The sequence below is a fragment of the Nitrosomonas marina genome, assembly GCF_900110145.1.
GTDB lineage: Bacteria > Pseudomonadota > Gammaproteobacteria > Burkholderiales > Nitrosomonadaceae > Nitrosomonas > Nitrosomonas marina.
Genome location: NZ_FOCP01000010.1, coordinates 11663 through 36452, shown reverse-complemented (window position 1 = coordinate 36452; position 24790 = coordinate 11663). Strand labels below are relative to the sequence as shown.

General features: G+C 46.1%; 27 protein-coding genes and 2 tRNA genes. 21 read left to right on the top strand and 8 right to left on the bottom strand.

Going from position 1 to position 24790, the window contains the following annotated elements; genetic code table 11:
- Positions 1-53: 53 nt before the first annotated feature.
- Together BMX44_RS08510 and BMX44_RS08505 are read left to right on the top strand one after the other, a co-directional pair.
- A complete protein-coding gene (locus BMX44_RS08510; RefSeq protein WP_090631228.1) occupies positions 54-449 on the top strand; it encodes a surface-adhesin E family protein in 396 nt (131 codons plus the stop codon).
- 121 nt (positions 450-570) lie between these two features.
- The gene (locus BMX44_RS08505; RefSeq protein ID WP_245738879.1) at positions 571-756 is read left to right on the top strand and encodes a hypothetical protein; all 186 of its coding nucleotides are present in this window, start codon (positions 571-573) and stop codon (positions 754-756) included.
- A 14-nt stretch (positions 757-770) separates the two neighbouring features.
- On the opposite strand, the gene lspA is transcribed toward BMX44_RS08505, so the two are convergent.
- From lspA to BMX44_RS08490, 3 genes are all read right to left on the bottom strand, one after another.
- Positions 771-1289: a signal peptidase II gene (gene lspA / locus BMX44_RS08500; RefSeq protein ID WP_090631466.1), complete on the bottom strand. Its 519-nt coding sequence runs from the start codon at positions 1287-1289 to the stop codon at positions 771-773.
- A gap of 76 nt (positions 1290-1365) precedes the next feature.
- Positions 1366-4197, bottom strand: a complete 2832-nt coding sequence (ileS, locus tag BMX44_RS08495) for an isoleucine--tRNA ligase (RefSeq protein WP_090631225.1) — start codon at positions 4195-4197, stop codon at positions 1366-1368.
- A gap of 151 nt (positions 4198-4348) precedes the next feature.
- Positions 4349-5305, bottom strand: coding sequence for a bifunctional riboflavin kinase/FAD synthetase (locus tag BMX44_RS08490; RefSeq protein ID WP_090631222.1), 957 nt, complete (start codon positions 5303-5305; stop codon positions 4349-4351).
- A gap of 178 nt (positions 5306-5483) precedes the next feature.
- Between BMX44_RS08490 and BMX44_RS08485 the strand changes: the two genes are divergently transcribed.
- Complete coding sequence (locus BMX44_RS08485) at positions 5484-6302, top strand: glycine/sarcosine N-methyltransferase (RefSeq protein ID WP_090631219.1); 819 nt, start codon at positions 5484-5486, stop codon at positions 6300-6302.
- Position 6303: 1 nt separating this feature from the next.
- Positions 6304-7161 (top strand): SAM-dependent methyltransferase, encoded by an 858-nt coding sequence (locus BMX44_RS08480; protein WP_090631216.1) that lies wholly within the window; start codon positions 6304-6306, stop codon positions 7159-7161.
- A 166-nt stretch (positions 7162-7327) separates the two neighbouring features.
- On the opposite strand, the gene BMX44_RS08470 is transcribed toward BMX44_RS08480, so the two are convergent.
- From BMX44_RS08470 to gpmA, 4 genes are all read right to left on the bottom strand, one after another.
- The gene (locus BMX44_RS08470; RefSeq protein WP_090631210.1) at positions 7328-8077 is read right to left on the bottom strand and encodes a HesA/MoeB/ThiF family protein; all 750 of its coding nucleotides are present in this window, start codon (positions 8075-8077) and stop codon (positions 7328-7330) included.
- 24 nt (positions 8078-8101) lie between these two features.
- Positions 8102-9520, bottom strand: a complete 1419-nt coding sequence (locus BMX44_RS08465; protein ID WP_090631207.1) for a S41 family peptidase — start codon at positions 9518-9520, stop codon at positions 8102-8104.
- 187 nt (positions 9521-9707) lie between these two features.
- Complete coding sequence (locus BMX44_RS17230) at positions 9708-10904, bottom strand: murein hydrolase activator EnvC family protein (protein WP_245738878.1); 1197 nt, start codon at positions 10902-10904, stop codon at positions 9708-9710.
- Between the two features lie 91 nt (positions 10905-10995).
- On the bottom strand, positions 10996-11745 hold the full coding sequence (gene gpmA / locus BMX44_RS08455) for a 2,3-diphosphoglycerate-dependent phosphoglycerate mutase (RefSeq protein ID WP_090631204.1): 750 nt from the start codon (positions 11743-11745) through the stop codon (positions 10996-10998).
- A 381-nt stretch (positions 11746-12126) separates the two neighbouring features.
- Here gpmA and BMX44_RS08450 point away from each other — a divergent pair, with 381 nt between their 5' ends.
- The 9 genes from BMX44_RS08450 to BMX44_RS08410 all read left to right on the top strand — a co-directional run bounded on the left by BMX44_RS08450 (position 12127) and on the right by BMX44_RS08410 (position 17639).
- The gene (locus tag BMX44_RS08450; RefSeq protein WP_090631201.1) at positions 12127-12564 is read left to right on the top strand and encodes a rhodanese-like domain-containing protein; all 438 of its coding nucleotides are present in this window, start codon (positions 12127-12129) and stop codon (positions 12562-12564) included.
- 3 nt (positions 12565-12567) lie between these two features.
- Positions 12568-12825: a glutaredoxin 3 gene (grxC, locus tag BMX44_RS08445; protein WP_090631198.1), complete on the top strand. Its 258-nt coding sequence runs from the start codon at positions 12568-12570 to the stop codon at positions 12823-12825.
- A gap of 52 nt (positions 12826-12877) precedes the next feature.
- Positions 12878-13333, top strand: coding sequence for a protein-export chaperone SecB (secB, locus tag BMX44_RS08440; RefSeq protein ID WP_090631195.1), 456 nt, complete (start codon positions 12878-12880; stop codon positions 13331-13333).
- A 134-nt stretch (positions 13334-13467) separates the two neighbouring features.
- The gene (locus BMX44_RS08435; protein WP_245738877.1) at positions 13468-13848 is read left to right on the top strand and encodes an SH3 domain-containing protein; all 381 of its coding nucleotides are present in this window, start codon (positions 13468-13470) and stop codon (positions 13846-13848) included.
- A complete protein-coding gene (locus BMX44_RS08430) occupies positions 13845-14834 on the top strand; it encodes an NAD(P)H-dependent glycerol-3-phosphate dehydrogenase (RefSeq protein ID WP_090631193.1) in 990 nt (329 codons plus the stop codon). The genes BMX44_RS08435 and BMX44_RS08430 overlap by 4 nt, the downstream gene beginning before the upstream one ends.
- A gap of 243 nt (positions 14835-15077) precedes the next feature.
- Positions 15078-15350 carry an HU family DNA-binding protein gene (locus BMX44_RS08425; protein ID WP_090631190.1) on the top strand — a complete coding sequence of 91 codons (273 nt, stop codon included), beginning with the start codon at positions 15078-15080 and terminating at the stop codon, positions 15348-15350.
- A 15-nt stretch (positions 15351-15365) separates the two neighbouring features.
- A tRNA-Val gene (locus tag BMX44_RS08420) sits at positions 15366-15441 on the top strand.
- Between the two features lie 44 nt (positions 15442-15485).
- Positions 15486-15562 (top strand) — tRNA-Asp (locus BMX44_RS08415).
- A gap of 196 nt (positions 15563-15758) precedes the next feature.
- Entirely contained in the window at positions 15759-17639 is a 1881-nt protein-coding gene (locus tag BMX44_RS08410; protein ID WP_090631188.1) for a SurA N-terminal domain-containing protein, read from the top strand.
- A 91-nt stretch (positions 17640-17730) separates the two neighbouring features.
- Here BMX44_RS08410 and ispB read toward each other — a convergent pair whose 3' ends face one another.
- The gene (ispB, locus tag BMX44_RS08405; RefSeq protein ID WP_090631185.1) at positions 17731-18699 is read right to left on the bottom strand and encodes an octaprenyl diphosphate synthase; all 969 of its coding nucleotides are present in this window, start codon (positions 18697-18699) and stop codon (positions 17731-17733) included.
- A 148-nt stretch (positions 18700-18847) separates the two neighbouring features.
- Between ispB and rplU the strand changes: the two genes are divergently transcribed.
- The 8 genes from rplU (at position 18848) to argB (ending at position 24761) form a co-directional block, all read left to right on the top strand.
- Positions 18848-19159 (top strand): 50S ribosomal protein L21, encoded by a 312-nt coding sequence (gene rplU, locus BMX44_RS08400; protein WP_090631182.1) that lies wholly within the window; start codon positions 18848-18850, stop codon positions 19157-19159.
- A 23-nt stretch (positions 19160-19182) separates the two neighbouring features.
- Positions 19183-19440, top strand: coding sequence for a 50S ribosomal protein L27 (rpmA, locus tag BMX44_RS08395; RefSeq protein ID WP_090631180.1), 258 nt, complete (start codon positions 19183-19185; stop codon positions 19438-19440).
- Between the two features lie 109 nt (positions 19441-19549).
- Positions 19550-20578: an Obg family GTPase CgtA gene (gene cgtA, locus BMX44_RS08390; RefSeq protein ID WP_090631177.1), complete on the top strand. Its 1029-nt coding sequence runs from the start codon at positions 19550-19552 to the stop codon at positions 20576-20578.
- Positions 20579-20613: 35 nt separating this feature from the next.
- Entirely contained in the window at positions 20614-21723 is a 1110-nt protein-coding gene (gene proB / locus BMX44_RS08385; RefSeq protein ID WP_090631174.1) for a glutamate 5-kinase, read from the top strand.
- A 38-nt stretch (positions 21724-21761) separates the two neighbouring features.
- The gene (locus BMX44_RS08380) at positions 21762-22874 is read left to right on the top strand and encodes an acetyltransferase domain-containing protein (RefSeq protein WP_090631171.1); all 1113 of its coding nucleotides are present in this window, start codon (positions 21762-21764) and stop codon (positions 22872-22874) included.
- Positions 22875-22922: 48 nt separating this feature from the next.
- On the top strand, positions 22923-23288 hold the full coding sequence (locus tag BMX44_RS08375; RefSeq protein ID WP_090631167.1) for a response regulator: 366 nt from the start codon (positions 22923-22925) through the stop codon (positions 23286-23288).
- An 8-nt stretch (positions 23289-23296) separates the two neighbouring features.
- The gene (locus BMX44_RS08370) at positions 23297-23797 is read left to right on the top strand and encodes a chemotaxis protein CheW (RefSeq protein WP_090631164.1); all 501 of its coding nucleotides are present in this window, start codon (positions 23297-23299) and stop codon (positions 23795-23797) included.
- Positions 23798-23873: 76 nt separating this feature from the next.
- The gene (gene argB / locus BMX44_RS08365) at positions 23874-24761 is read left to right on the top strand and encodes an acetylglutamate kinase (protein WP_090631161.1); all 888 of its coding nucleotides are present in this window, start codon (positions 23874-23876) and stop codon (positions 24759-24761) included.
- The last annotated feature ends 29 nt before the right edge of the window (positions 24762-24790 follow it).

The window sequence follows — 24790 nt, the reverse complement described above, 5'->3', positions numbered from 1 at the left end:
TTATCCTAGAATAGGCAAGTCTTGCTTTCAAGTATAAAAATATTAACGCAATAATGAAAAAAATTTTTTTTACCACATTGCTGGTCGGTTTATTAATTTTTTGCGCACCTGTAGTTGCGAAATGGGCGCTTGTCCATACAGACCCAGACAAACAGGCCAAGCATTTTTTTGATCCGACCACAGTCCGGCAGAGTGGCGACCACTACAAAAAAGTGTGGATTCTGTCCAGCTATGATGAAAGGCAAAAAGGAGGTTATCAGTCACTGAAGACATTTTACGAGTTTGACTGTGAAAGTGACCGGGCGCGCTCCTACACAATGCTGCTTTATCCAGGTGTTATGGCCCAGGGCAGCACTATCGGTGCACACCATGATGAATTGAAGGAGTGGTTTGATTATTCCGAGACTTCTTTTTTTAAGCGGATCTCTACTGCGGTTTGTAGTCGATGAGCGGGCTTTGGCGCAGCGTTACTGGAAACGCTCTCGTTTTTATTAAAAGTACCACTTTAAAAACAGGGTGGCAGCGGCCGGGTATACTGGTCTGTTTTTGTATCACTCAATGAGGTTGATTTTGACACGAAAGTGCAATCTAAACGCAATCATGCTGGTTATTCTGGTGCCGCTATTATCGGGTTGCTGGATGGCTGTGGCAGCGGGTGCGGGAGCCTACGGCGGCTATAAAATGAAGGAAAAGGGCTATACGGTGCAAAGCCCCATTACCAAAGAGGGCAAACGATCTGATAAGGACAAGGAATAGCTGCTGACACATTGTCAGAGTTTTTCGGTTTTTTCTTTTCCATCGGATTTGCCGTTTACTTCTTCTGGCGTGTTTTCTTTATTATAAAAGCTGTCAATGATGAGCAGTGCCGCGCCTATAAAAATTGCCGAGTCAGCAATGTTGAATGCAGGCCAATGATACTCGCCGATGTAGAAATCAAGAAAATCGACAACGTATCCAAGCGTAATGCGATCCCATAAATTACCGATAGCACCGCCAAGTATCAGGCTAAGCGATAAACAAAACAGTTGCTCGGTTTTGTATTTGTTCAGCATATAAATAATAACAATAGAAGCACCCGCGGCGATCGCGCTTAAAAACCAGCGCTGCCATCCGGAAGCTTCGCTCAGGATACTGAAGGCTGCGCCGGTGTTGTAGGTCAGCACCAGATTGAAAAAATCTGTCACAGGAATTTGCTGGCCATAGACCATTGACGTTTGTATCCAGTATTTGGTGACCAGATCCAGTGTTAAAACAATCAGGGCGATGCTCAGTGAGTAGTATAATTTCATGTCAGCAGATTTGTTCGTATATGCGTTCAAAACATGAGAAGCCATTCAGGCTGAAGAGCATGGGCTGCGGTTTACCTCAGGCATATCGTCTGTCTTCACCTGTTCCATCGAGATTGGATATGCAGCGCCCGCACAGCGTGGGATGTTCGGAATGCTGACCAACATCGCTGCGATAATGCCAGCAGCGTTCACATTTCAAATGGCTGCTCGGCGTAACCGTGACTTCAATTGTTTGAGTAGTTTCTGCCGCTTCTACACTGGATTCTGAGGTAATCAGTACAAATCGTAAATCATTTTCAAGTGATTGTAACAGTGTAAAGTCATCATTACCTGCGCGGATATTTACAGCTGCCGCCAGTGATGATCCGATCTTTCCCTGTGCTCTGGCATCCTCAAGCTTTTTTAATACCTGGGCGCGCAACACCCGAATTCTGCTCCAGCGGTCGCATAGTTGTTGCGCATCCGCTTGCTTTGGAAAATGATGCCAGGTATGCAGCAGCACACTGTCATCTGACTGCCCGGTCAGGTGCTCCCAGGCTTCATCGGCTGTAAAGCTGAGAATGGGCGCAAACAGGCGGATCAGGCTGTGAGTAATATGATAGAGCGCACTTTGTGCAGCGCGCCGTGGCGGGCTGTTGGCAGCAGCGGTGTAAAGCCTGTCTTTCAGGATATCAAGATAAAAGCCGCCGAGATCTTCAGAGCAGAAATTATGCAGCTTGTGCACCACCTGGTGGAACTCGTAGCGGTTATAGATTTGTACGAGTTCCTCCTGGAAAGTGTCGCTGTATGCCAGCATGTACCGATCGATTTCCAGCCAGTCTTCAATTGCCAGCATGTCATTTCGAGCGTCAAAGTCTGTCAGGTTTGCCAGCAGAAATCGCAGGGTATTTCGAATGCGACGGTAACTTTCAACGACACGTTTGAGGATTTCTTCGGAAATCGAAAGCTCGCCGGAGTAATCGGTGGAGGCAACCCACAGGCGTAATATGTCGGCGCCATAGGTATCCATGATTTTTTGCGGTGCGATCACGTTACCTTTGGATTTGCTCATCTTGTGTCCGTTACCGTCGACGACAAAACCATGTGTAAGCAGTGCGCGGTAGGGTGCGTGGCCGTCAATGGCGCAGCCGGTCAGCAGGGACGATTGAAACCAGCCACGATGCTGGTCGGAACCTTCCAGGTATAAGTCTGCCGGATGGTCGAGCTGGGGACTGGGTTTGACTACAGTATCATGCGTTGTTCCTGAATCGAACCATACATCAAGCGTATCGGCCAGCTTAATATAATGTTGTGTGTCCTCACCGAGTAATTCGGCTTCATTCAGCGAAAACCAGGCCTCAACACCTTGCTTTTCGACTTTTTGCGCGACCTGTTCGAGCAGTTCCATGGTGCGTGGATGCGGTGAGTGGGTGTTTTTGTGGACGAATAATGCCATCGGAACACCCCAGTTACGTTGCCGGGAGACGCACCAGTCTGGGCGGTTCTTGATCATGGCCTCCAGTCGTGCCCGTCCCCATGCAGGATAAAACCGCGTATTGTCAACTGCTTGCATGGCAAGATCACGTAAAGTTTTTCCCTGGTAGGTGGTATCGGAATTTGTATCTGAATTTCGTGCCAGATTCATACCAATGAACCACTGCGGTGTCGAGCGAAAAATAATGGGTGTTTTATGTCGCCAGCAGTGCGGATAACTGTGTTCTATTTTTTTCAAAGAGAACAGGTGGTGGCTGTTCTGCAGCGTGTCAATGACGATGTCGTTAGCTTTCCAGACAAATAAGCCGCCAACCAGCGGTTTATCCATAATAAATTTGCCATCGCCGTCAACCGGACTCTCGTTGGGAAGGCCATATTGTTGGCCGACAAAATAATCATCCAGACCGTGAGCGGGTGCGGTATGTACCAGACCAGTACCGGCTTCCAATGTTACGTGTTTGCCGCAAATGATTTTGACACGTCGGTTTTCGAACGGGTGTTGCAATGGCAGATGTTCGAGCGCCTGGCCTTTGCACTGACCTACTGTTTTACCTTCCAAATCATAGCGTTCCAAGCATATTTGTTTCAGCTCTGTTGCCAGTATGAGCATGCCCCGATGTGTCTCGACCAGATCATAGTCAAAGTCTGGATGAACACAGACAGCTTGGTTGGCTGGCAGTGTCCAGGGTGTGGTCGTCCATATGATTGCCATGATTCTGCCATCTGGCAAAGCGCCGGTATCGAGGTTAAAGGCTGTTCGTAATTGCGTTCCCGAATCGTCCTCGCCTGTTGCTATGACATCAAAGCCAACGTCAATTGCCGGAGAAGTTTTGTCTTCATATTCAACTTCTGCTTCGGCGAGGGCGGAGCCGCAATCAATACACCAGTTGACAGGCTTTTGTCCCTGATACAGATAACCGTTTTGATAGATTTTCCCCAGTGTGCGAATAATGTCCGCCTCTGTTTGGTAATTCATGGTCAGGTAAGCCTGATCCCAGTCACCCAAAACACCCAACCGAATAAAATCCGCTTGCTGACGCGCGACCTGTTCTGCAGCAAATGCGCGACAAAGTTCGCGTACTTTATTGGCGGACAGCTGTTTGCCGTGTTTTTTTTCTATCTGATGTTCGATGGGTAAACCGTGGCAGTCCCATCCCGGTATATAGGGCGCATCAAAACCGGCCAGTGTTTTGCTTTTTATAATGATATCTTTGAGAATTTTGTTGACGGCGTGCCCGATATGGATGTCCCCGTTTGCATACGGCGGTCCATCGTGCAAAGTGAATTTCGGTCTTCCTTTACTTGCCGCACGGATTTTTTGATATAGTTTTTTTTGTTGCCAGGACTCGAGCATGGCCGGTTCCCGTTTGGCGAGATTGCCGCGCATGGGAAAAGTCGTATCGAGTAAATTTAGCGTTTTTTTATAATCAGTCATGAAAAAAATTCAAAAATCGTTTCACGTCGAAATCGATAGGCTGCACTGTGCAATCATATACGAATCGGTATTGAGTGTTGCTATTCTATGACATTGTGTTGTAATTGTGATGAATTATACGTGATTATGGTTTAATTCGTGACTTAACTGGCTAAACCACGGAATCCGTCATTTGATTGAAAAAAAGTTTTGCCTGTTCGATGTCTTTGCTGATTTGTTGCACAAGCTGAGTTAAATCGTGGTATTTTTCTTCATCGCGCAGTTTATGCAGGAAATCGACCCGCAAATGATAGCCGTAAATCGACTGATCAAAATTAAGCAAGTGAACTTCCAGCACCGGTTTGCCGTTTTGATGGACAGTCGGCCGAACGCCGAGACTGGCAACGCCCGGCAACGCAACAGATGGTGCCGATTGGATGACGCCGTATACTTTGACGACAAAAATACCTGAAATGGGCGGACGATTGTGCCTGATGTGAATGTTGGCGGTTGGGAAGCCGAGTTTTTTTCCAAGCTTGTCGCCGTCAATGACACGACCACTGATACTAAAGGGTCTGCCCAGAAAGCGGCGGGCCGTGTGCAGATCACCGGCATTTAACAGTTTTCTTATGTGGCTGCTTGACACGCGCTGCCCATCAATTAAAACGCCCGGCATTTCTTCCACTTCGAAGCCGTATTGTCCGGACATTGCCTTCAACATAGCAAAATCGCCGGCCCGGCGCGCACCAAAACGAAAGTCGTCGCCAACCAGTAACCAGCGAACAGAGAGTTCCTGGATTAGTATTCTATCCACAAAGGCTTCAGGGCTTATTTTTGCGAAATCATAGTTGAAGCGGTATACTCGTACATAGTCTATCTTCGATCTGGCCAGCTGTTGCAGTTTTTCCCTGAAGCTGGTTAGGCGAGTAGGTGCTTGATCTGGCGCGAAAAATTCGCGCGGATGCGGCTCAAAGGTCATGACGCAAGCAGCAATCCCAAGTTTGTCGGCGGTGTCTTTCAAACAGGACAAAATGGCTTGGTGACCTAAATGAACGCCGTCAAAGTTGCCGATTGTCAGTGCAAGCGGTGTCTTATGATTTGGTGAAGGATTGCTTCGCCAGATTTGCATGTAAGTAATAACCTTAAAAATAATAATTTTAGCTTGGTTTTGCCAGACTGGTCTAGGTTTGCGCCAGATTGTGATCGAAAGACAACGATTGACTCTGGAATTTTTCCGGTGTTATGTGTTGCTGTTTGGTGAACACCATTACGGCAGTTTTAGTACACTTATACCCACGGAGAGCGAAATGAATACTACATCGATTCAGACAAAACAGGATTATGGTTCCGACCCGGTATCGGTCCGTGAAACGGATCAATATCGTGCGGAATATGTGCATGCTTTTGTACAAAAATGGGATTCACTGATTGACTGGAATGCGAGAATTCAATCTGAAGGCTCGTTTTTTATCGATAAACTTAAAGAAAGAGGTTGCCGGCAAGTATTGGATGTGGCGACTGGAACCGGATTCCATTCGGTCCGTCTGCTGGAAGCCGGATTTGAAGTAGTCAGCGCTGATGGCAGTGCTGAGATGCTGTCAAAGGCGTTTGCCAATGCACGGTCGCGCGGTCATATTTTGCGTACCGTGCAGGCCGACTGGCGCTGGCTGAACCGTGACGTACATCAGAAATTTGATGCGATTATCTGTCTTGGTAACTCGTTTACCCATTTGTTTAATGAAAATGACCGCCGTAAGGCACTGGCTGAGTTTTATGCCGCACTGCGACACGATGGTGTGTTGATACTGGATCAGCGTAACTATGATGCCTTAATTGACTTCGGTTTTAACAGTACACATACTTTTTATTATTGTGGTACGGATGTTTCGGTAAAACCGGTGCACGTTGATAAGGGATTGGCCCGCTTTGAATACAGTTTTTCCGATGGCGATCAATATTTCCTGAATATGTTTCCGCTCAGAAAAGATTATACAACACGGTTGATGCAGGAAGTCGGCTTTCAGCATATTGAAACGTTTGGGGATTTTCAGGAAACCTATCGAGAAAGCGAGCCGGATTTTTTTATCCATATCGCTGAGAAAGCCTATCACACAGTAGACGAATAGTATGACGAATTCAAATAAAACTCAATCGGCCGCTGTTGAAACTGCGCGTGAATATTATAACAGTGAAGATGCTGATCATTTTTATAGCACTATATGGGGAGGAGAAGATATTCACATCGGTCTGTATGAAAGTAATGATGAGCCAATCAACGTGGCAAGTCATCGAACAGTACAGACCATGGCCAAATATCTACCTGAGTTAAAAACAGATTCTGTCTTGCTTGATCTGGGTTCTGGCTATTGTGGCGCTGCTCGTTATTTGGCAAAAACTTACGGCGTGCAGGTAAAGGCGGTGAATTTAAGCGAAGTTGAAAATCAGCGCGCGCGCGAGTTAAATGCAGCCGCACACCTGTCCGAGAAAATCCAGGTAATAGATGGCAGTTTTGAGTCATTGCCATTTACAAGCGCTGATGACTCAACCGGTTTTGATGTTGTCTGGTCACAGGACGCGATTTTGCACAGTGCACAGCGAGAGCAGGTATTGACAGAGGCCTACCGGGTATTGAAACCGGGTGGTCATTTTGTTTTTACCGACCCAATGCAGGCTGACGATTGTCCTGCTGGTGTTTTGCAACCGATACTTGACCGCATCCATCTTTCTTCATTGGGTTCGCCTGGATATTATCGGCAGGTTGCCGCTCGGTTGGGTTTTGATGTAATCAGATTTGATGATCTGACTCAGCAGTTGATCAATCACTACCAACGAGTGCTTGATGAAACAGAGAAACATACCGGAGAACTAACGGGAAAAATCGATCCGGCTTATATTGAACGCATGAAGACCGGGTTGAATTATTGGATTGATGGCGGTAAGAACGGCTATCTGGCCTGGGGCATTTTTTTGCTGCGTAAGCCATAAGCAAGAATTTCGATTGCAAAAAACGCTAGACTGAGAAAAACAACTGTTTTTTTCAGTCCTGTGTCTGTTGAAGATTCCGCCCCGGGCATCCAGGCTTTAGCCATGAAACCTTGGAAAAACCGGCAGGTTATATTCCATAAGTGAAAAGGCTGAAGCGCTTTCGTCTTCATTTATGCTGACATATGCTGCAATATGGGTCTTTCTTGAGTTTGATTGTGCGCCAGTTCATGGTGAGGCCGTTCAGTAACTGTAACCTGCCATTCAGGGTCTCGCCAATCTTCAGCAGTGTCTTGATCGTTTCAGCTGCCTGAATACTGCCTATAATACCAACCAGGGGGGAGAAGACACCCATGATTGCGCACGGCATATCCTCGGTTTCTCCATCAAGCGGATAGAGGCAGTGATAACAGGGGCTATGCTCTGAGCGCAAGTCAAAAACGCAGACCTGTGCTTCAAAACGAACCGCCGCTCCTGAAATCAGAGGCTTTTGATTTTCAACGCAGGCTTTATTAATGTTATGACGCGTTTCAAAATTATCACTCGCGTCAATGACTGCATCGGATTCGGCAACAAGCTGTTGCAAATGCGCTTCCTTTGCGTACTCAGAACAGGCAACAATATTTATATCCGGGTTAAGACCAGACAAGGTGGTTCGGGCTGAATGCGCTTTAAGAAGACCCACTGCGGATGATGGATGTGCAATCTGGCGTTGAAGATTGGTTAAATCTACAATATCACCATCACAAATTGTCAATTTGCCAATACCGCTGGCAGCAAGATAAAGTGCTGCGGGCGACCCTAAGCCACCGGCTCCAATAATCAGTACGTGCGCTTTAAGTAATGCTTCCTGACCTGAAATATCAATTTCGGGTAGCAGAATATGCCGGCTATACCGGAGCAACTGGCGATCGTTCAAAACGTAAGCTGCTCCGGATAACTGCTAACCGCCTGCACTATCGGATTTTTTTTCAGGCGATGTGGTTATGCCTTTAAAGTAATTCATGGCTTGAATAAGCAGAAGATCATCCTCGGATCCGAATTCAATCGGGCCACTGGTTTTCTTGCTTTTGCTTTCTTCTTTTTTGGGCTTGTTTGCTGATTCTTCTGTTACTTTCTCAACTGTTGACTTTTTCTCGCCTTTTTGACCATTGGCAATATGTCTGCTTAAGTCCGCTTCGCGAAGGCGTTGATCATCATCCGCTGATTCATCCAGTATATCCGGGGTAATCCCGGTTGCCTGGATAGAATGACCGTTCGGCGTATAGTAGAGTGCAGTCGTTAGTTTGATTGCGGTGTCATTCCCCAACGGTAATACTGTTTGCACAGAGCCTTTGCCGAATGTTTGTGATCCCATAACGATGGATCGTTTATGATCCTGCAGTGCCCCCGCCACAATTTCTGAGGCTGATGCAGATCCGCCATTGACTAAAGTGATCATTGGTACAGTCTTGATTTCTCCGGGTAAATCCTGCAGATAATCCCTGCCATGACCGCGGAGATAATATTCAGGGTTGGCGTGTAATCGCATTTTTGCATCTGCTGTACGACCTTCCGTGTAAACAACCAGTGCATTTTCAGGAAGAAAGGCAGCGGATACGGCTACTGCACCATTTAACAGGCCTCCAGGGTCATTACGTAAATCGAGAATAAGTCCCTGCATGGGTTCGGTACTTTCTGAAAACAGTGTTTTAATCGCTTTCGCCAGACTTTCTCCAGTATATTCCTGAAACTGTGTGATACGGATATATGCATAGCCTGGCTCGAGTAGTTTTGACTTGACACTTTGGATCTTGATGATGTCACGAACCAGGTTAAATACCAGCGGCTCTTTTTCGCCTTCCCGGACAATGGTAATTTTAATCGCGGTTTTCGGTTTGCCGCGCATCAGTTTGATTGCCTCGGTGAGAGTCATTCCTTTGACTGCCGTATCATCCAGCTTGACAATCAAGTCACCCGTTTGAATGCCGGCCCGGAATGCAGGCGTGTCCTCTATTGGGGAAATGACTTTGACCAATCCATCTTCCATGGTGACTTGAATACCCAATCCGCCAAATTCACCATGGGTACCAATTTGTAATTCCTTGTATTCATCCTTGTCCAGATACGAAGAATGCGGATCAAGACCAACCAGCATACCGTTGATGGCTTCTGTAATCAGGCGCTTGTCTTCCACTGATTCTACGTAATCACTCTTAATGCGTCCGAATACCTGTGCAAAAGTGCGTAGTTCTTCGATTGGCAGCGGATGCATGATTTCCGTTGAATCTCTTTTGGCGATAGCAGAAAAATTCAAACTGAGCATCACGCCCGTGATTGCGCCAACAAAAACCAAACCTGCTTTTTTAACTATGTTACTCATGATGCTGTCTCCGCACTTATGAATTCTAAGTGATTAAATTATACTTGGTCGAAAACTGAATGATAAATTTAAACTGTTTTATGCAAATGATCATACAATAAAAACAAGTCAAAATATGACTTATATAACGGCTTGGTATCTCATTCCATACCATTTGCAAAGCTTATTTTGTGTATTTTTATATCATTCATTCTATTTTTATCCATGTCAACGGATCAAACGCTTTTCCTTTGTGACGCATTTCAAAGTATAGTCCTGAGTCCAGATTGCCGCCGCTGTTACCTACGGTGGCGATAGTGTCGCCACCCTGGACAATGTCGCCAACTTGTTTCAAAAGCACTTCATTATTGCCATATAAACTCATGTAATCATGTGAATGGTCAACAATGATAAGATTACCAAAACCGCGTAACCAGTCGGCAAATACAATCTGTCCTGTTGCAATAACCTTGACGTCGCTACCTTCTGGTGAACGGATAAACAATCCTTTCCATCTGACATGCCTACCTGAACGTTGACCACCAAAACGGTTAACAAGTTTCCCTCGAACAGGCAGATTGAGCTTACCTTTGAGTGATTTGAAAGCGCTATTCCGGTGCCTGGAATCTGGTAGACGGGTATTATTCAAGGCATTTTTCTGATTTTCCTGTTTGAAAAGCTGGTTGATTTCATCAACCAGCTTTTCAATACGTTGCTCGTCGCGGGTAAGCTTGTCAATTTCGTTATGTTGTTGTTTGATTTCTTGGGATAAACGTGAAAGCGTAGTCTTATGTGTTGCCTGTTTTTCCTCGAGAATCAGGTTTTGGCTTGCATATTCAGCTTCAATTGCAGACAACTGAGCTTGTTTTTCACTGGCAGATTGCGCAAGCACCTGCAGTTGATTTAGATCATTGAGAAGGCTGTCGATATGCTCTGAACGCGCATTGGAAAGTTGCTTATAGTAATACATATCACGCGCCATCTGGTTGGGGTCCTGTGAATTGAACAGTGTACGCAGGTAATGTCGTTCGTTTCCCAGATATTGTTGAAACAGCAAAGCGCTCAATTGCGCTTGTTCCGCTTCCCTTGCTAGGGTAAGTTGCTCATGCTGTGCATGAATATTTTCTAACGCTTCATCAATTTTGTTTTTATCTTTGTTTAGCTGATACAGCTTTCTTTTAATGTTGCTGATAGCACGTTCGGTGTCGCGCAGCGCTTCTGCAGCATCCTGTTTGTTTTTTTCCTGAACAGTCAGTTCGGTTTGTAACGCCTGTATACGGCTGCGTAATTTGTCCAGCTGCTTTTGCTTGTCTGAAGCGCTAGCGGTGGAGTGATACAGCAGCGGTATGCTGGATAGAATTAACAGGATTACCAATTGAATGGTTGTGAATTGTGTTGGCTTCACGTCCGGGAAAATACTATTAAGTAATAGATAAGCAGTTCGTGAACATGTACTCGCAGACTGGTTGCCACAGACTGTGTAATGAGCTGACGGGTTATCCTGCAGATCTTCCTTGATTGGCAACTTGTTGCATGGCATCCTGTATCAGTGTCTGGTCCCCTAGGTAATAACTGCGCAACGGAATAAGTTCGTCATCCAGTTCGTAAATTAACGGAATACCAGTTGGAATATTGCAATTAAGTATATCCTGATCTGTAATATTGTCCAGATATTTAACCAGAGCACGAAGAGAGTTGCCGTGTGCCGTAATTATAATATTTTTTCCGGATTGAACCTGGGGTGCGATAATATTTTTCCAGTACGGAAGAAACCTTGCTACTGTATCTTTGAGACATTCTGTTCGAGGCAGTTCAGAGCGATCAAGGTTTTTATACCGTATATCTGTTCCAGGGTAACGTTCATCGTCAATTGACAGTTCGGGCGGCCTAATGTCATAGCTGCGGCGCCAGATCAATACCTGCTCATCACCGAATTCGGTGGCGGTTTCTGCTTTGTTCAAGCCTTGCAGTGCGCCATAATGTCGTTCATTGAGGCGCCAGGTATTATGAATAGGAAGCCACATCAAATCCATGACGTCAAGCGTTAGCCATAATGTGCGAATGGCGCGTTTAAGTACTGATGTGTATGCAATATCGAAATTAAAGCCAGCTTCACTCAAAAGCCTGCCGGCATTCCGGGCTTCTTCGATACCTTTGGGTGTTAAATCAACATCTGTCCAGCCTGTAAACCGATTTTCTTTATTCCAGATACTTTCTCCATGACGAAGAAGGACGATTTTTTTCATGTATTATTTGGGATTGTGTGTTGCGTTCTTTCTTTTGATCTGTGCAGAAGCGTATTTTACTTGATTTTGAGGTGTTGCGCAGCATCTATCTGATTTTTGAAGTGAATTAATTGACCTGCTATTAAATGTTTCATGATTCATACAACATACCAACGTGTGAAGTAATGAAATTTCTGGTTTTATTGTTTGCTCAATCAATTGCGTTAAGTGCAGTGGCATTAGACTAATACATCGGAAAGTCTGGTAAAAAATTAACGTCGCAGGTAAATAAATAGCTGGCATGCAGGTAAACTACGAATGCTTTTGAGCAAAGCGATTTGATGTGGTTTCTGATAGAATCAATTTCGTGAAAACATTATAAAACACAGGATTAAACATTTTATGGAAGAATCATCAATTTTTCAGGATTACTTTTTGCTTAGGATAGAGAACATTTTTTTTGTGATTGCTGCGATCGTCAGTGCTGCATTGCTGATATGGCCTGCATTTACAAAACGCGGCGCCAAAGAAATAGATACGCGTAAGGCGATAGAGTTGATTAATTATGAAGATGCTATTGTGCTTGATGTGAGGGATGACAGCGAATTTGCTGCGGGCCATTTGCCCAACTCAAAGCACATACCGACTGAGAAGATTGAAGAACGATGGGTTGAATTGACGAAACATAAGGAGAAACCTATTGTCGTTATTTATAAAAGTGGTATACGATCAAGTCATGCGAGTAATATATTGTATAAAAACGGATTTGGGAAAGTGCATAATTTGATGGGTGGAATCGATGCCTGGAAACGCGCGAGCCTGCCGATAGTCAAGAGATAAACAATGAGCAAGGTAATCATGTATACAACCGGGTTCTGTCCTTATTGCAAAATGGCAGAAAAATTATTGCGTTCCAAAGGTGTGGAAAAAATTAAGGAGATACGGATTGATCTTGACCCTGAGCAACGCAGTGAAATGATGAATAAAACGGGACGCAGAACAGTCCCGCAAATTTATATCGGAGAAAAACATGTCGGAGGATATGATGATCTTGCGCGACTGGATCATCTCGGAGAACTGGTGCCTTTGCTGGCATCTTAAGTCCAGACTTGGAAGTAAATATAAATTAAAATTTCAGGGTTAAAATAATAAAATGAGCGAGCAACAACAACCAGCATTCAATATCGAAAAAATTTATGTAAAAGATCTGTCGCTTGAAATCCCTAATGCACCGGGTATTTTTCTCGAGCGCGAGGCGCCACAAGTGAATCTGCAACTCAATACACAAAACAATGTGGTTAAAGAAGGGCTTTACGAAGTTCTGGTGATGGTTACAGTGACAGCAAAAGTGAAAGATCAGGTTATGTTTCTGGTCGAAGTGCAGCAAGCTGGTATTTTCAGAATAAGCAATGTGCCAGAAAATGAGATTGGGCCGGTTCTGGGTATCGGATGTCCAAATATTTTGTTTCCCTACGTTCGAGAAGCGGTCTCTGATGTTGTGACACGTGCAGGATTTCCACCGGTGATACTCAATCCTGTCAATTTTGAAGCGGTTTATAATCAGAGCCAGCAGCGTGCCGGCTCAGAGTCTGCAGAAACGAAGCAATAATGATGTTCCGGCTGACAAAAATGTGTCGTCTACGACACATTCCATATATTTTACGCTCGGGTATTTACGCGGGATGCGTAAATATTTTTTTGGTGAGCCTGTTATGCCTGGCACCAGCTCTGGTGAAAGCAGACATGGACTTTTATTCAATCGCAGAAAATGCGACTGTTATGTATGATGCGCCGTCTGTGAAGTCAGGCAAATTATATATTGCTGGCGCAAACTTGCCGATAGAGGCAATAGTGAATGTCGAGGGCTGGGTAAAAGTGCGAGACAGCAGCGGCAGTTTGGCCTGGGTTGAGAAAAAGGCATTGAGTAAACAGCGGTTTGTTATCGTGACGGTGCCTGTCGCAAACATATACCACAAGGCCGAGGAAGGAGCGGAGATGGTTTATCAGGCACAGGAAAATGTGGTTTTGGAGTGGCTGGATTCGAATACACCGGGCTGGGTAAGAGTGCGTCATCAGGATGGGCAAAGTGGCTTTGTCAGAGCTGATCAGGTCTGGGGATCATGAAACTTGCTATTTTGGGTGCAGGTGCATGGGGTACAGCACTAGCTATCAATTTGTCAGTACGTCACCAGGTAACACTCTGGACGAAAGATTCGAATCATCTGTCTGAATTGCTGTCCAGACGTATCAATTTAAGTTTCTTCCCGGATTTCCCCTTGCCGGATAATTTGTACCTGACAGCATCACTGGCCGAAGCGCTTGAGAATACTGAACTTATTTTAATTGTTGTTCCCGTGTCCGGCTTTGGTGAGACGCTTCACGATTTGGTGAAAACATGCAAAAAAACACCTGTTATCTGGGGTTGCAAAGGATTCGAATCGGGAACTGCCAAGTTACCTCATCAGATCGTTGCAGATATATTGCCGGACCACCTGCCATGCGGTGTGATTTCGGGACCAAGTTTTGCCGTAGAGGTTGCGAAAGGGCTGCCGACTGCTCTGACGCTGGCTTCTGAGGATGAAAAATTTTCCCGTGAAATGGCCAATCAGCTGCATAGCAAAAACTTGCGTATTTATACCAGCCAGGATGTAATCGGTGTGGAAACAGGTGGCGCTATCAAGAATGTCATTACCATAGCTGTCGGTATATCCGATGGTATGGGGTATGGTCATAATGCGCGTGCGGCACTCATTACACGCGGGTTGATGGAGATTACACGTCTGGGGCTTGCGTTGGGTGGGAAAATGGAAACTTTCATGGGACTTGCAGGTGTAGGCGATTTGCTGCTGACTTGTACGGGAGATTTGTCGCGAAACCGTCGTGTTGGCCTGCTCCTGGCCGCGGGAAAGTCTCTTTCAGAAATTTTAAGTGAGTTGGGTCATGTTGCGGAGGGGGTGCATACGGCAAGTGCCGTATTGCAATTAGGCCGTAAGTTCAACGTTGATATGCCAATTACAGAAGCCGTTTGCAATATTTTGCATGAGGGTATGCCGGCTAGAGCTGCTGTGGACATGTTGTTGAATCGTGAGCCCAAGGCTGAGATTTATTGATGATGTCTATTAAATATCAGAAATTGCATATTGCATATTGCGGATAAAAAATTATCTATCTGTTTACTCGAAAACACCGAGTAAACAGGATGTTCGTTTTGGGTACAATGCCTTTAGAACTGGTAATTTATTTTTTTGAAGTGTGATGTAATCTCTTGACCTTGCGCAGATGGCTTGATATAAGTGCGTTTGTGCAGTAGTTGCTTGTGAATTAATGACCAACAAACCTAATAGGGGAATTATATGAACAAATCCGAACTCATAGAAGCAATAGCAAAATCTGCTGATATTCCAAAAGCTACGGCTGGTAGTGCATTGGATGGTGCGTTATCTGCAATAACATCTGCACTAAAAAAGAATGACACCGTTACTTTAGTCGGATTTGGGACTTTTAAGGTGGGCAAACGCGCCGCCCGTACCGGGCGTAACCCTCGTACTGGAGCAGCCATTAAAATCAAAGCTGCAAAGGTTCCTAAATTTAGTGCTGGTAAAGCACTTAAAGATGCAGTAAACTAGCGGCCTTTACAGACGGGGTGCTTAGCTCAGCTGGTAGAGCGTCGCCCTTACAAGGCGAATGTCGGCGGTTCGATCCCGTCAGCACCCACCAGTTAAATAGTGTTAGTGTTTATATCTGTATCTGTAGTATTAGTAGGAGTGGTAGTTCAGTTGGTTAGAATACCGGCCTGTCACGCCGGGGGTCGCGGGTTCGAGTCCCGTCCACTCCGCCAATATCTGTCTGTCATAAAGAATGTTATTCTCGCCTCATTTAACCGTCGGTTTGAATGAGGCGTTTTAGTTTTGTCGCTTAGCAATAGACGATGTCAATAATAAAAGAACGCATCTCTTTTGCAATTTTTGCTTGGGATAATGATTTTTTTAGCTGGCTTCCTTTTTTTGTCACGTAACTAACGGATTTTCATAGCTGTGTTTGATTTTGTTAATCGTAAAAAGCGAATTGTTCAGATAGTGCTTTTGTTGGCTGTATTGCCATTCATGTTCTGGGGTGTTCAATCATACCGCAGCGACGGTCAGGAAGGCTATGTTGCGATTGTTGACGGAGAGGAAATACAGCGCCGAGAATTTGAACAGGCGCTGCGGGATCATCAGGCCAGATTGCGCGCCATGTTTGGTGGAAATTTTGACAGCGCGATGCTGGACAGTTACGAGGTCAGGGATTCTGTTCTTGAACGTTTGATTCAGCAGCGCCTGTTGTTCCGTGAGGCCGTCAGTAACGGTTTTACAGTACTTGATTCTCAATTGATGAGTGAAATCGGCCAGATTCCCGAGTTTCATATGGACAACAAGTTTTCAAAAAAACAATATGAAAGCTTTTTGCGAAATGAAGGTTTGAGTCCGGTGACATTTGAGTCGCGTGTGCGACAGGAATTGCTGTTAAGACAACTGCTCGATGGCTATAGCGAATATGGCTTTGTTTCGGATACAGTCACTAACCGGGTTACCTATTTGAGCGAAGTTGAGCGTGTAGTCAGTCAGGCACAGATTAAACCGGAAGATTATATATCCCGGATTGAACCGGCGGAAGAAGAAATAAATGCCTACTATGATACGCATCAATCAGAATTTTTTCTGCCCGAACGTGTCCGCGTTGAATATCTGGTTTTATCGCTTGAGTCGCTGGCAGAAAATGAGCCTGTAAGTGACGAGGCGGTTCAAGCGTACTATGAAGAGCATCGTGAGGAATTCGGTCAGCCGGAGGAGCGGCGTGCCAGTCACATTCTGATTGCCGTTGCAGCAACCGCAGAGGAGGAAGAAAAGCGAGAGGCGCGTGAAAAGGCAGAAGATATTCTTGAGCTGGTGCTGCAGGATCCAGAGCAGTTTGCCAAGCTCGCGGAAGAGCATTCCGATGATCCCGGATCGTCCAGTCTAGGTGGTGATCTTGGTTTTTTCGGGCGTGGTGTTATGGTAAAAGAGTTTGAAGATGAAATTTTTCAGATGCAGCCGAATGAGGTGCGTGGTCTTGTCGAGACCGATTTTGGTTTCCACATTATTCTGTTGACTGAAATCAAGGAGGCAAAAACAGCTGAATTGGCTGATGTGAGAGAACAGATTGAAGAAAGGTTGAAATTGCAGATGGCCAGCAACATTTTTGGTGAAGCTGCAGAGGAATTTAGTAATACTGTCTACGAGCAAAGCGACAGCCTTTTGCCTGCAGCTGAAAAGTTTGAATTGACCATACAGGAGTCCGACTGGATTAATAGGAATTCAGATGAACCGTCAGTGCTAGCGGATCAATCGATGATGAATGCCATTTTTTCTGATGAAGCTATAGTAGATAAACGCAATACCGAGGCGATCGAAGTAATGCCCGATACGCTCGTGTCGGCGCGTGTACTGGAGCATCGTCAGGCAACTGCGCAGTCTTTATCGGTTGTTCGGGATGAGATTGTTGAACGACTCAAACGGCAGCTCGCGGAAGAAAAAGCTGTTAAGGAAGGTCGAGAATTGCTGGCAGACTTACAGACTGGAGCGGAGGATACCGTAGACTGGGGTGAGCCAAAGCAGGTGTCTTACATGCAGCCGGACGGTTTGAGCCAAGAGATGTTGCGAGCAATATTTAAAGCGAATATCGATAATTTGCCGGTTTATACAGGCGTTGAGAATATGCAGGGTGGATACAGTCTGATACGTATCAGTCAAGTGATTGAGCCTGAAACAATCGATAAAGAGAAAAGAACAGACTTTGGCAGCCAGTTGCAGCAAATGAAAACCCAGGAAGAGATGTCGGCGTATCTGGATGGAATCAGACAACGATACGACATTACCATTAAACGCGACAGCTACTGATTTACAGACCGTCAAGCACAGCTGACTTTCTTACCACGATGGGTAGGAATCAGCTGTTTTTATAAAGATAGAAATCAGTGAATCATTGGCCTCAGTGATTTCGCGAAACGGCAAAACTGGCCAGCTGCATGAGGCATTCCTTATAGTCAGATTCAGGTAATCCGGTAATGGCCTCGATGGCCGTTTCGATTTCAGACAATGCGCGCTTTCGGGCATAATCCAGCGCGGCAGTTTGCCGGATTACATCCAGTACGTGCTCGAAACCGTCAGTCCCGCCGGCCTCAATTGCTGCGCGAATCAGACTCGCCTGTTCTGGAGTACCAGCTCGCATTGCGTAAATGAGCGGCAGTGTTGGTTTTCCTTCAGACAAATCATCGCCCAGGTTTTTTCCCGTATCCTGATTATCCCCTGAATAATCCAGCACGTCGTCAATGAGTTGAAATGCGGTTCCCAAGTGCATTCCATAAACAGCCATGGCTTCTTCCTGTTCCGGTGTGGCATTGCCCAGAATCGCACCCAGCCGACTGGCCGCTTCAAACAGTTTTGCTGTCTTGAAACGGATGACCTGCAGATAGTTTTCCTCATTTACATTCGGATCGCGGCAATTCAACAACTGCAAAACCTCGCCTTCGGCGATTGTGTTGGTTGCATCAGCCAATACCTGCATTACATGCATATTGTTGACCTCGACCATCATTTGAAAAGAACGTGAATAAAGAAAGTCGCCTACCAGTACGCTGGCAGCATTGCCAAACAGCGCATTGGCGGTTTCCTTGTTACGGCGCATTTCAGATTCGTCGACAACATCATCGTGCAATAATGTTGCGGTATGAATGAATTCGACAACCGCAGCCAGGTTGTAGTGAAAATTTCCGGTATAGCCAAAAGAACCGGCGGATAAAATAACTAAAGCTGGACGCAGACGTTTGCCGCCACTGTTGATAATATATTCGCTGACCTGACGTATGAGTGCGACATGAGAGTGTAGTTTTTGCCGAATGACATTATCCACCTTGCCCATGTCCTGGGCAATAAAGCTCCTGATATGTTCTATTGACACGTTGTTACCTTGAAGAAAACGCTATGTTAGAAATGAGATACTTGTGTGTCAAGTTCAAAGGTGTAATCAATATAAATTTACTCCACAAAAGCGGGTGAATTAGGTATAATCTCGTGTTCTGTATATAGTGACGCGTGGAGTTAATATTATGTATGCGGTTATAAAAACCGGTGGCAAGCAGTATCGTATCAAAGTCGGAGAGAAACTGAAAGTTGAACGGCTTGATGCTGAGGAAGGTAGCGAGCTTGTCATAGATCAGGTACTAATGATCGCCGATGGCGATAATGTTTCAATGGGAAAGCCTCTGGTAGAAGGAGCAAAAGTGAACGCAACAGTACTGGGGCAGGGCAGGCATGACAAAATTCGTATTTTTAAAATGCGTCGCCGCAAACATTATCAAAAACATCAAGGGCATCGGCAGAATTATACGGAGATACAGATTACTGGTATCACAGGATAAAGTTCATTCAGGAGTAATTTACAATGGCACATAAGAAAGCGGGCGGCAGTTCAAGAAACGGGCGCGATTCTGAATCGAAACGACTGGGTGTAAAACGATTTGGTGGCGAATTGATCTCTGCCGGTTCCATTATTGTCAGACAACGTGGCACGAAATTTCATCCGGGTGTAAATGTGGGTTTGGGCAAGGATCATACCTTATTCGCTAAAGTAAACGGAAAAGTCAGTTTTGGTGTCAGAGGTGCAATGAAGCGCAAGGTTGTTGACATCATTCCAGTATAAGTCAATAAAAACTAGAATTATTATTTTTGTTAAAGCCCTGTCTTTGTGATAGGGCTTTTTTTATTTGTAACTTTTCAGGCCGCCTTTTAGATGGTGCAGTAACAGTTTTATGAAATTTATAGACGAAGCCACGATACAAGTGCATGCCGGCAAGGGCGGGGACGGCGTAGCCAGTTTCCGCCGGGAAAAATTTATTCCCAAGGGTGGGCCCGACGGTGGAGATGGCGGTAGTGGCGGCAGTGTTTATGCCATGGCGGATCGCAATATCAATACTTTGATTGATTACCGATTTGCACGTGTGTATCGCGCAAAAAACGGACAGAACGGACGCGGTTCAGACTGTTACGGAAAAGGTGCGGATGATATCGTGTTGCGTATGCCTGTAGGCACAGTTGTTAAGAATATCCATACTAACGAAGTGGTTGCTGATCTTACCCAGCATCAACAAAAGGTGCTGCTGGCCAAGGGCGGCGCGGGCGGTCTGGGAAATCTGCACTTTAAGTCCAGCACCAACCGGACGCCACGCCAGTTTACATATGGTGAAGCCGGACAGGAATGTGAATTAAAGTTAGAACTCAAAGTTCTGGCTGATGTGGGGTTGCTGGGCATGCCGAATGCTGGCAAATCGACATTGATTCGCGCCGTGTCGGCAGCGCGTCCCAAGGTGGCGGATTATCCCTTTACCACCCTGAAGCCCAATCTCGGCGTAGTACGGATTGATCATAACCGCAGCTTTGTCATGGCTGATATACCCGGTTTGATTGAGGGTGCAGCGGAGGGCGCAGGTCTGGGGCATCGTTTTCTGAGGCATTTGTCACGAACCCGCCTGTTGCTACACGTAGTCGATATGGCGCCATTGGATGAAACTGTGAATAGTGTACATGAGGCACATGCGCTGATCGAAGAATTACATAAATATGATGCTGCATTGCTTGCCAAGCCGCGCTGGCTGATTCTGAACAAAATCGATATGTTGCCAGAAAAACAGCGTCATCCTGCCTGCAAGGCGTTTGTTCAAAAGTTGAACTGGACAGGCCGATATTTTATGTTGTCAGCGCTGACCGGAGAGGGATGCCGGCAAATGACTTACGCTCTCATGGATTATCTTGAACAGCAACAGTCATCGGTTAGTGACTAGCGGGCAGCCATGGTGGATTCGTACACATTCTGATCATGTTGAATACAGCACGGCGTATCGTAACCAAAGTTGGCAGCAGTCTGGTAACCAACCAGGGAAAGGGACTTGATCAAGCCGCTTTAAGGGGGTGGGCTAAGCAGATTGCGCGGCTTAAACATATGGGTAAGGAAATCGTGCTGGTCTCTTCGGGCGCGATAGCCGAAGGCATGCAGCGTTTAGGCTGGAACGCGCGACCAACAGCATTATATGAGCTGCAGGCAGCGGCTGCCGTCGGTCAGATGGGGCTTGCTGAGGCGTATGCAGCCTGTTTTGATCAATACGAACTGAAGACGGCGCAAATTTTGCTTACGCACGGCGACCTGTCAAATCGTGAACGTTATCTGAATGCACGCTCTACACTGACGACATTGCTGAAACTGGATATTATTCCTGTTATCAATGAAAACGATACAATAGTCACCGATGAAATCCGTTTTGGCGATAACGATACACTGGCAGCGTTGGTAACTAATCTGATTGAGGCTGATACCCTGGTAATACTGACCGACCAGGCTGGCTTGTATACCAGTGATCCGCGTAGAAATCATGATGCGAGAATGCTGTCTGAAGTAAGCGTGACCGATCCCGCACTTTTGAAAATGGCCGGTGGTGTAGGCAGCAGCATAGGCAGCGGTGGTATGTTGACCAAAGTCATGGCGGCCAAGCGTGCAGCGCGCAGTGGGGCACATACAATTATTGCATCTGGACACGAACAAGATGTGCTGGTACGCATGGCACATGGCGAGGCTATCGGTACCCGCCTGAAAGCGACAATCCCGGTACTGGCGGCAAGAAAACAGTGGCTCGCCGATTATTTACAGGTACGTGGTACCGTCACACTGGATCACGGTGCGGTCAATGCACTGGTGATTGATGGAAAGAGCTTGTTGCCAATCGGCGTGACAGATATTGCCGGCGACTTTGAGCGTGGTGAAGCGGTTGCATGTCTAACTCCTGAAGGCAGAGAAGTGGCCCGTGGATTGATTAATTATAATGCGGTGGAAACACGGAAAATTATGGGCAAAGCCAGTACACATATCGAAACCATACTGGGGTATGTGGATGAAGCTGAACTGATTCATCGCAATAATCTGGCATTGCTTTAATTGAAATAATCTCAGACATTGTCTGAAACACGCAAGTCATGATCAAATCATTGGATAAAAGTCAGAACCGGATCGTTGCGATTGACTGGATGCGCGGTCTTGTTATGATATTGATGGCGTTGGATCATGCGTCGAGTTTTTTTAACGAAGGTCGGCTGTTTACTGATTCGGTATTGCTGTATGAAAGCGGGGACAGTTTGACAACCGATCAGTTTCTGGTTCGCTGGATTACACATATCTGTGCGCCCACTTTTGTCTTTCTGACAGGGACTTCCGTAGCTGTCAGCCATGCGCAGCGCCTGCAGCAAAGAATGTCGCAGGCTAAAATTGACCGTGAATTATTGATACGCGGCGCTTTCATAGCGCTACTCGATATTTTCGTTTTGTCGCTGGCTTCAGGAAAGCCTGTGCTGCAGGTTTTGTATGCAATCGGTATCAGCATGATTTTAATGGTGTGGATTAGCCGGATACGTGCCTGGATTGTTGGATTTGTGGCGATGGTTATTCTGGCTGGCAGCGAATGGCTGCTGGGAATGCTTTGGGAACCTGGCGGCGATGTCCCGCTTTGGCTGGCACTGACTTTTGCGCCAGATTTTACCGATGCCTACTCTGTTCTATACCCCGTCGTACCCTGGCTTGCCATGATGATGCTGGGTTGGGCATTTGGTGTATGGCTGGTGTCGAAGCCGCTGGATCAATTACCCGTCAAACGCTTGCTGCTGGTATATGGTCTGGGTGCTTTAGTGATATTTTTTGCAATCCGGGGACTAGACGGTTATGGCAACATGTTTATGTGGCTTGAAGGCGGTTCCATCGTACAATGGTTGCATGTCAGCAAATACCCGCCCAGCCTGTCCTATACCTTGCTGGAACTGGGGCTGATGGCTATCATACTGGCTATTTTAATATGGTTCGAACCCATTTTTGGCACACGCCAGAACGGTATTGTTCAGGTGTTCGGACAGACAGCGCTGTTTTTTTACCTGGCACATTTTGCTATTCTGGCGCTGCTCAGGTTAGTTTTTGATCGTGGTGGTCTTGAAACGACCTATCTGATGACGGTTTTGGCTCTGCTAATGCTTTATCCAGTTTGCAAAGCTTATCGCCAGATCAAATGGAAAAACCCAAGAAGTATATTGCGCTATATGTGATTCCGGGTTTAGACTGCTGATGAGTGATCGTGTTTTTAAATCAACATCATGACAATTAACAAGATACTGATCGTCGACGATTCTCCCACGGAGCGACATCTGCTCTCCGGCATTTTAACCAGGCAAGGTTATCAGGTGATTATGGCGGAAGATGGCGAGCAGGCGATTGTCAAAGCTAAAGCAGAGCATCCCGATCTTGTGCTGATGGATGTGGTAATGCCCGGAATCAACGGTTTTCAAGCAACACGGATGTTTATAAAAGACCAGATGCTGCAACATATTCCAGTCATCATTTGCAGCACAAAGGGACAGGAAATCGATAAAATCTGGGGATTGCGTCAGGGTGCCAGAGATTATATCGCCAAACCGGTTGTGGCATCGGAACTGTTGCAGAAAATATCCAGGCTGAGCTAGGTGATTGAATGACAGTAAAAGATAATCAACACGGTGGAAAAAATGTGACGAATACTGATGCGGCCGAATTGTCTGCAATGGTGCTTGGTTTGTTAATCGGCGAGGCGCGCTATCTTGTGCATATGAGAGAGATTGGTGAGGTGATTCAGGTGCCTGAAGTTGTTTCTGTGCCGTATACACAGCTTTGGTTCCTTGGTTTAATCAATGCACACGGGAATCTTTACGGCGTCACCGATCTGGGTACGTATCTGAGCGGTGAATCGGAGCCATTAGGTTTGAAATCGCGTATTTTACTGATTGCAACCAGTCAAAAAATCAATTGTGGATTTGTGGTGCCTAATCTGCTGGGCATTCGTAATTTGTCAGAATTCCAGCTGGAACATGCTGGCGATGGAGAGCTGCGAAATGGTGTCACGCATATTTACCGGGACAGGGAAGACAGGCAGTGGTATGCACTTGATCTGGGATCGCTTATTCGAGAAAAACGCTTCCTGCAGATTGATCGCTAAGTGTTTCCAATGACTGGACAACGCGAATAATGTGTGTGTATCGCTAACTTTAATTCAATGTATCGGTAGGTCAAGCATGTCAATTTCACAATCCAGCGCCAGAGACAAGGCCAAAATACTGGCAGAGGCACTGCCGTATATCCAGCGTTTTCACGGCAAAACCATTGTCATCAAATACGGCGGCAATGCAATGGTTGAAGAAAACCTCAAGCAGGGTTTTGCGCGCGATGTCGTGCTGCTGAAATTGGTTGGCATGAATCCAGTGATCATTCACGGCGGCGGTCCGCAAATCGATCTTATGCTCAAGCGCGTGGGCAAGCAGGGAGAATTTATTCAGGGCATGCGGGTTACCGATGCGGAAACCATGGATGTGGTGGAAATGGTGCTGGGTGGGTCGGTCAATAAGGATATCGTCAATCTGATTAATCGCCATGGCGGTAAAGCAGTTGGTTTGACAGGGAAGGACGGTGCTTTTATTCGTGCCAAAAAGATGCTCGTAAAAGACCGCGATAAAATTGGAGAGTGGATCAGCATTGGCCAAGTCGGTGAAATTGAGTCCGTTGATCCTTCACTGATTACCTTGCTCGACAGTCAGGATTTTATTCCGGTGATTGCTCCGATCGGTGTCGGCGAGAACGGCGAATCGTATAACATCAATGCCGATCTCGTGGCGGGTAAGCTGGCTGAGATTCTGCGCGCCGAGAAACTGATATTGTTGACTAACACGCCAGGCGTCCTTGATAAAAACGGTCAACTGCTGACAGGGCTGTCTGCACAGCGTGTCGACGAATTGTTTGCCGACGGTACCATTTCCGGCGGCATGCTGCCGAAAATTGGTTCCGCTTTGGATGCGGTCAAAAAAGGCGTCAAATCATGTCATATTATCGACGGCCGCGTAGAACACGCACTCCTGCTCGAGATTCTGACAGATCAGGGTGTCGGCACCCTAATCCGAGATTTGTGACCGGTTACTCGCAACAGTAGATACAGGCA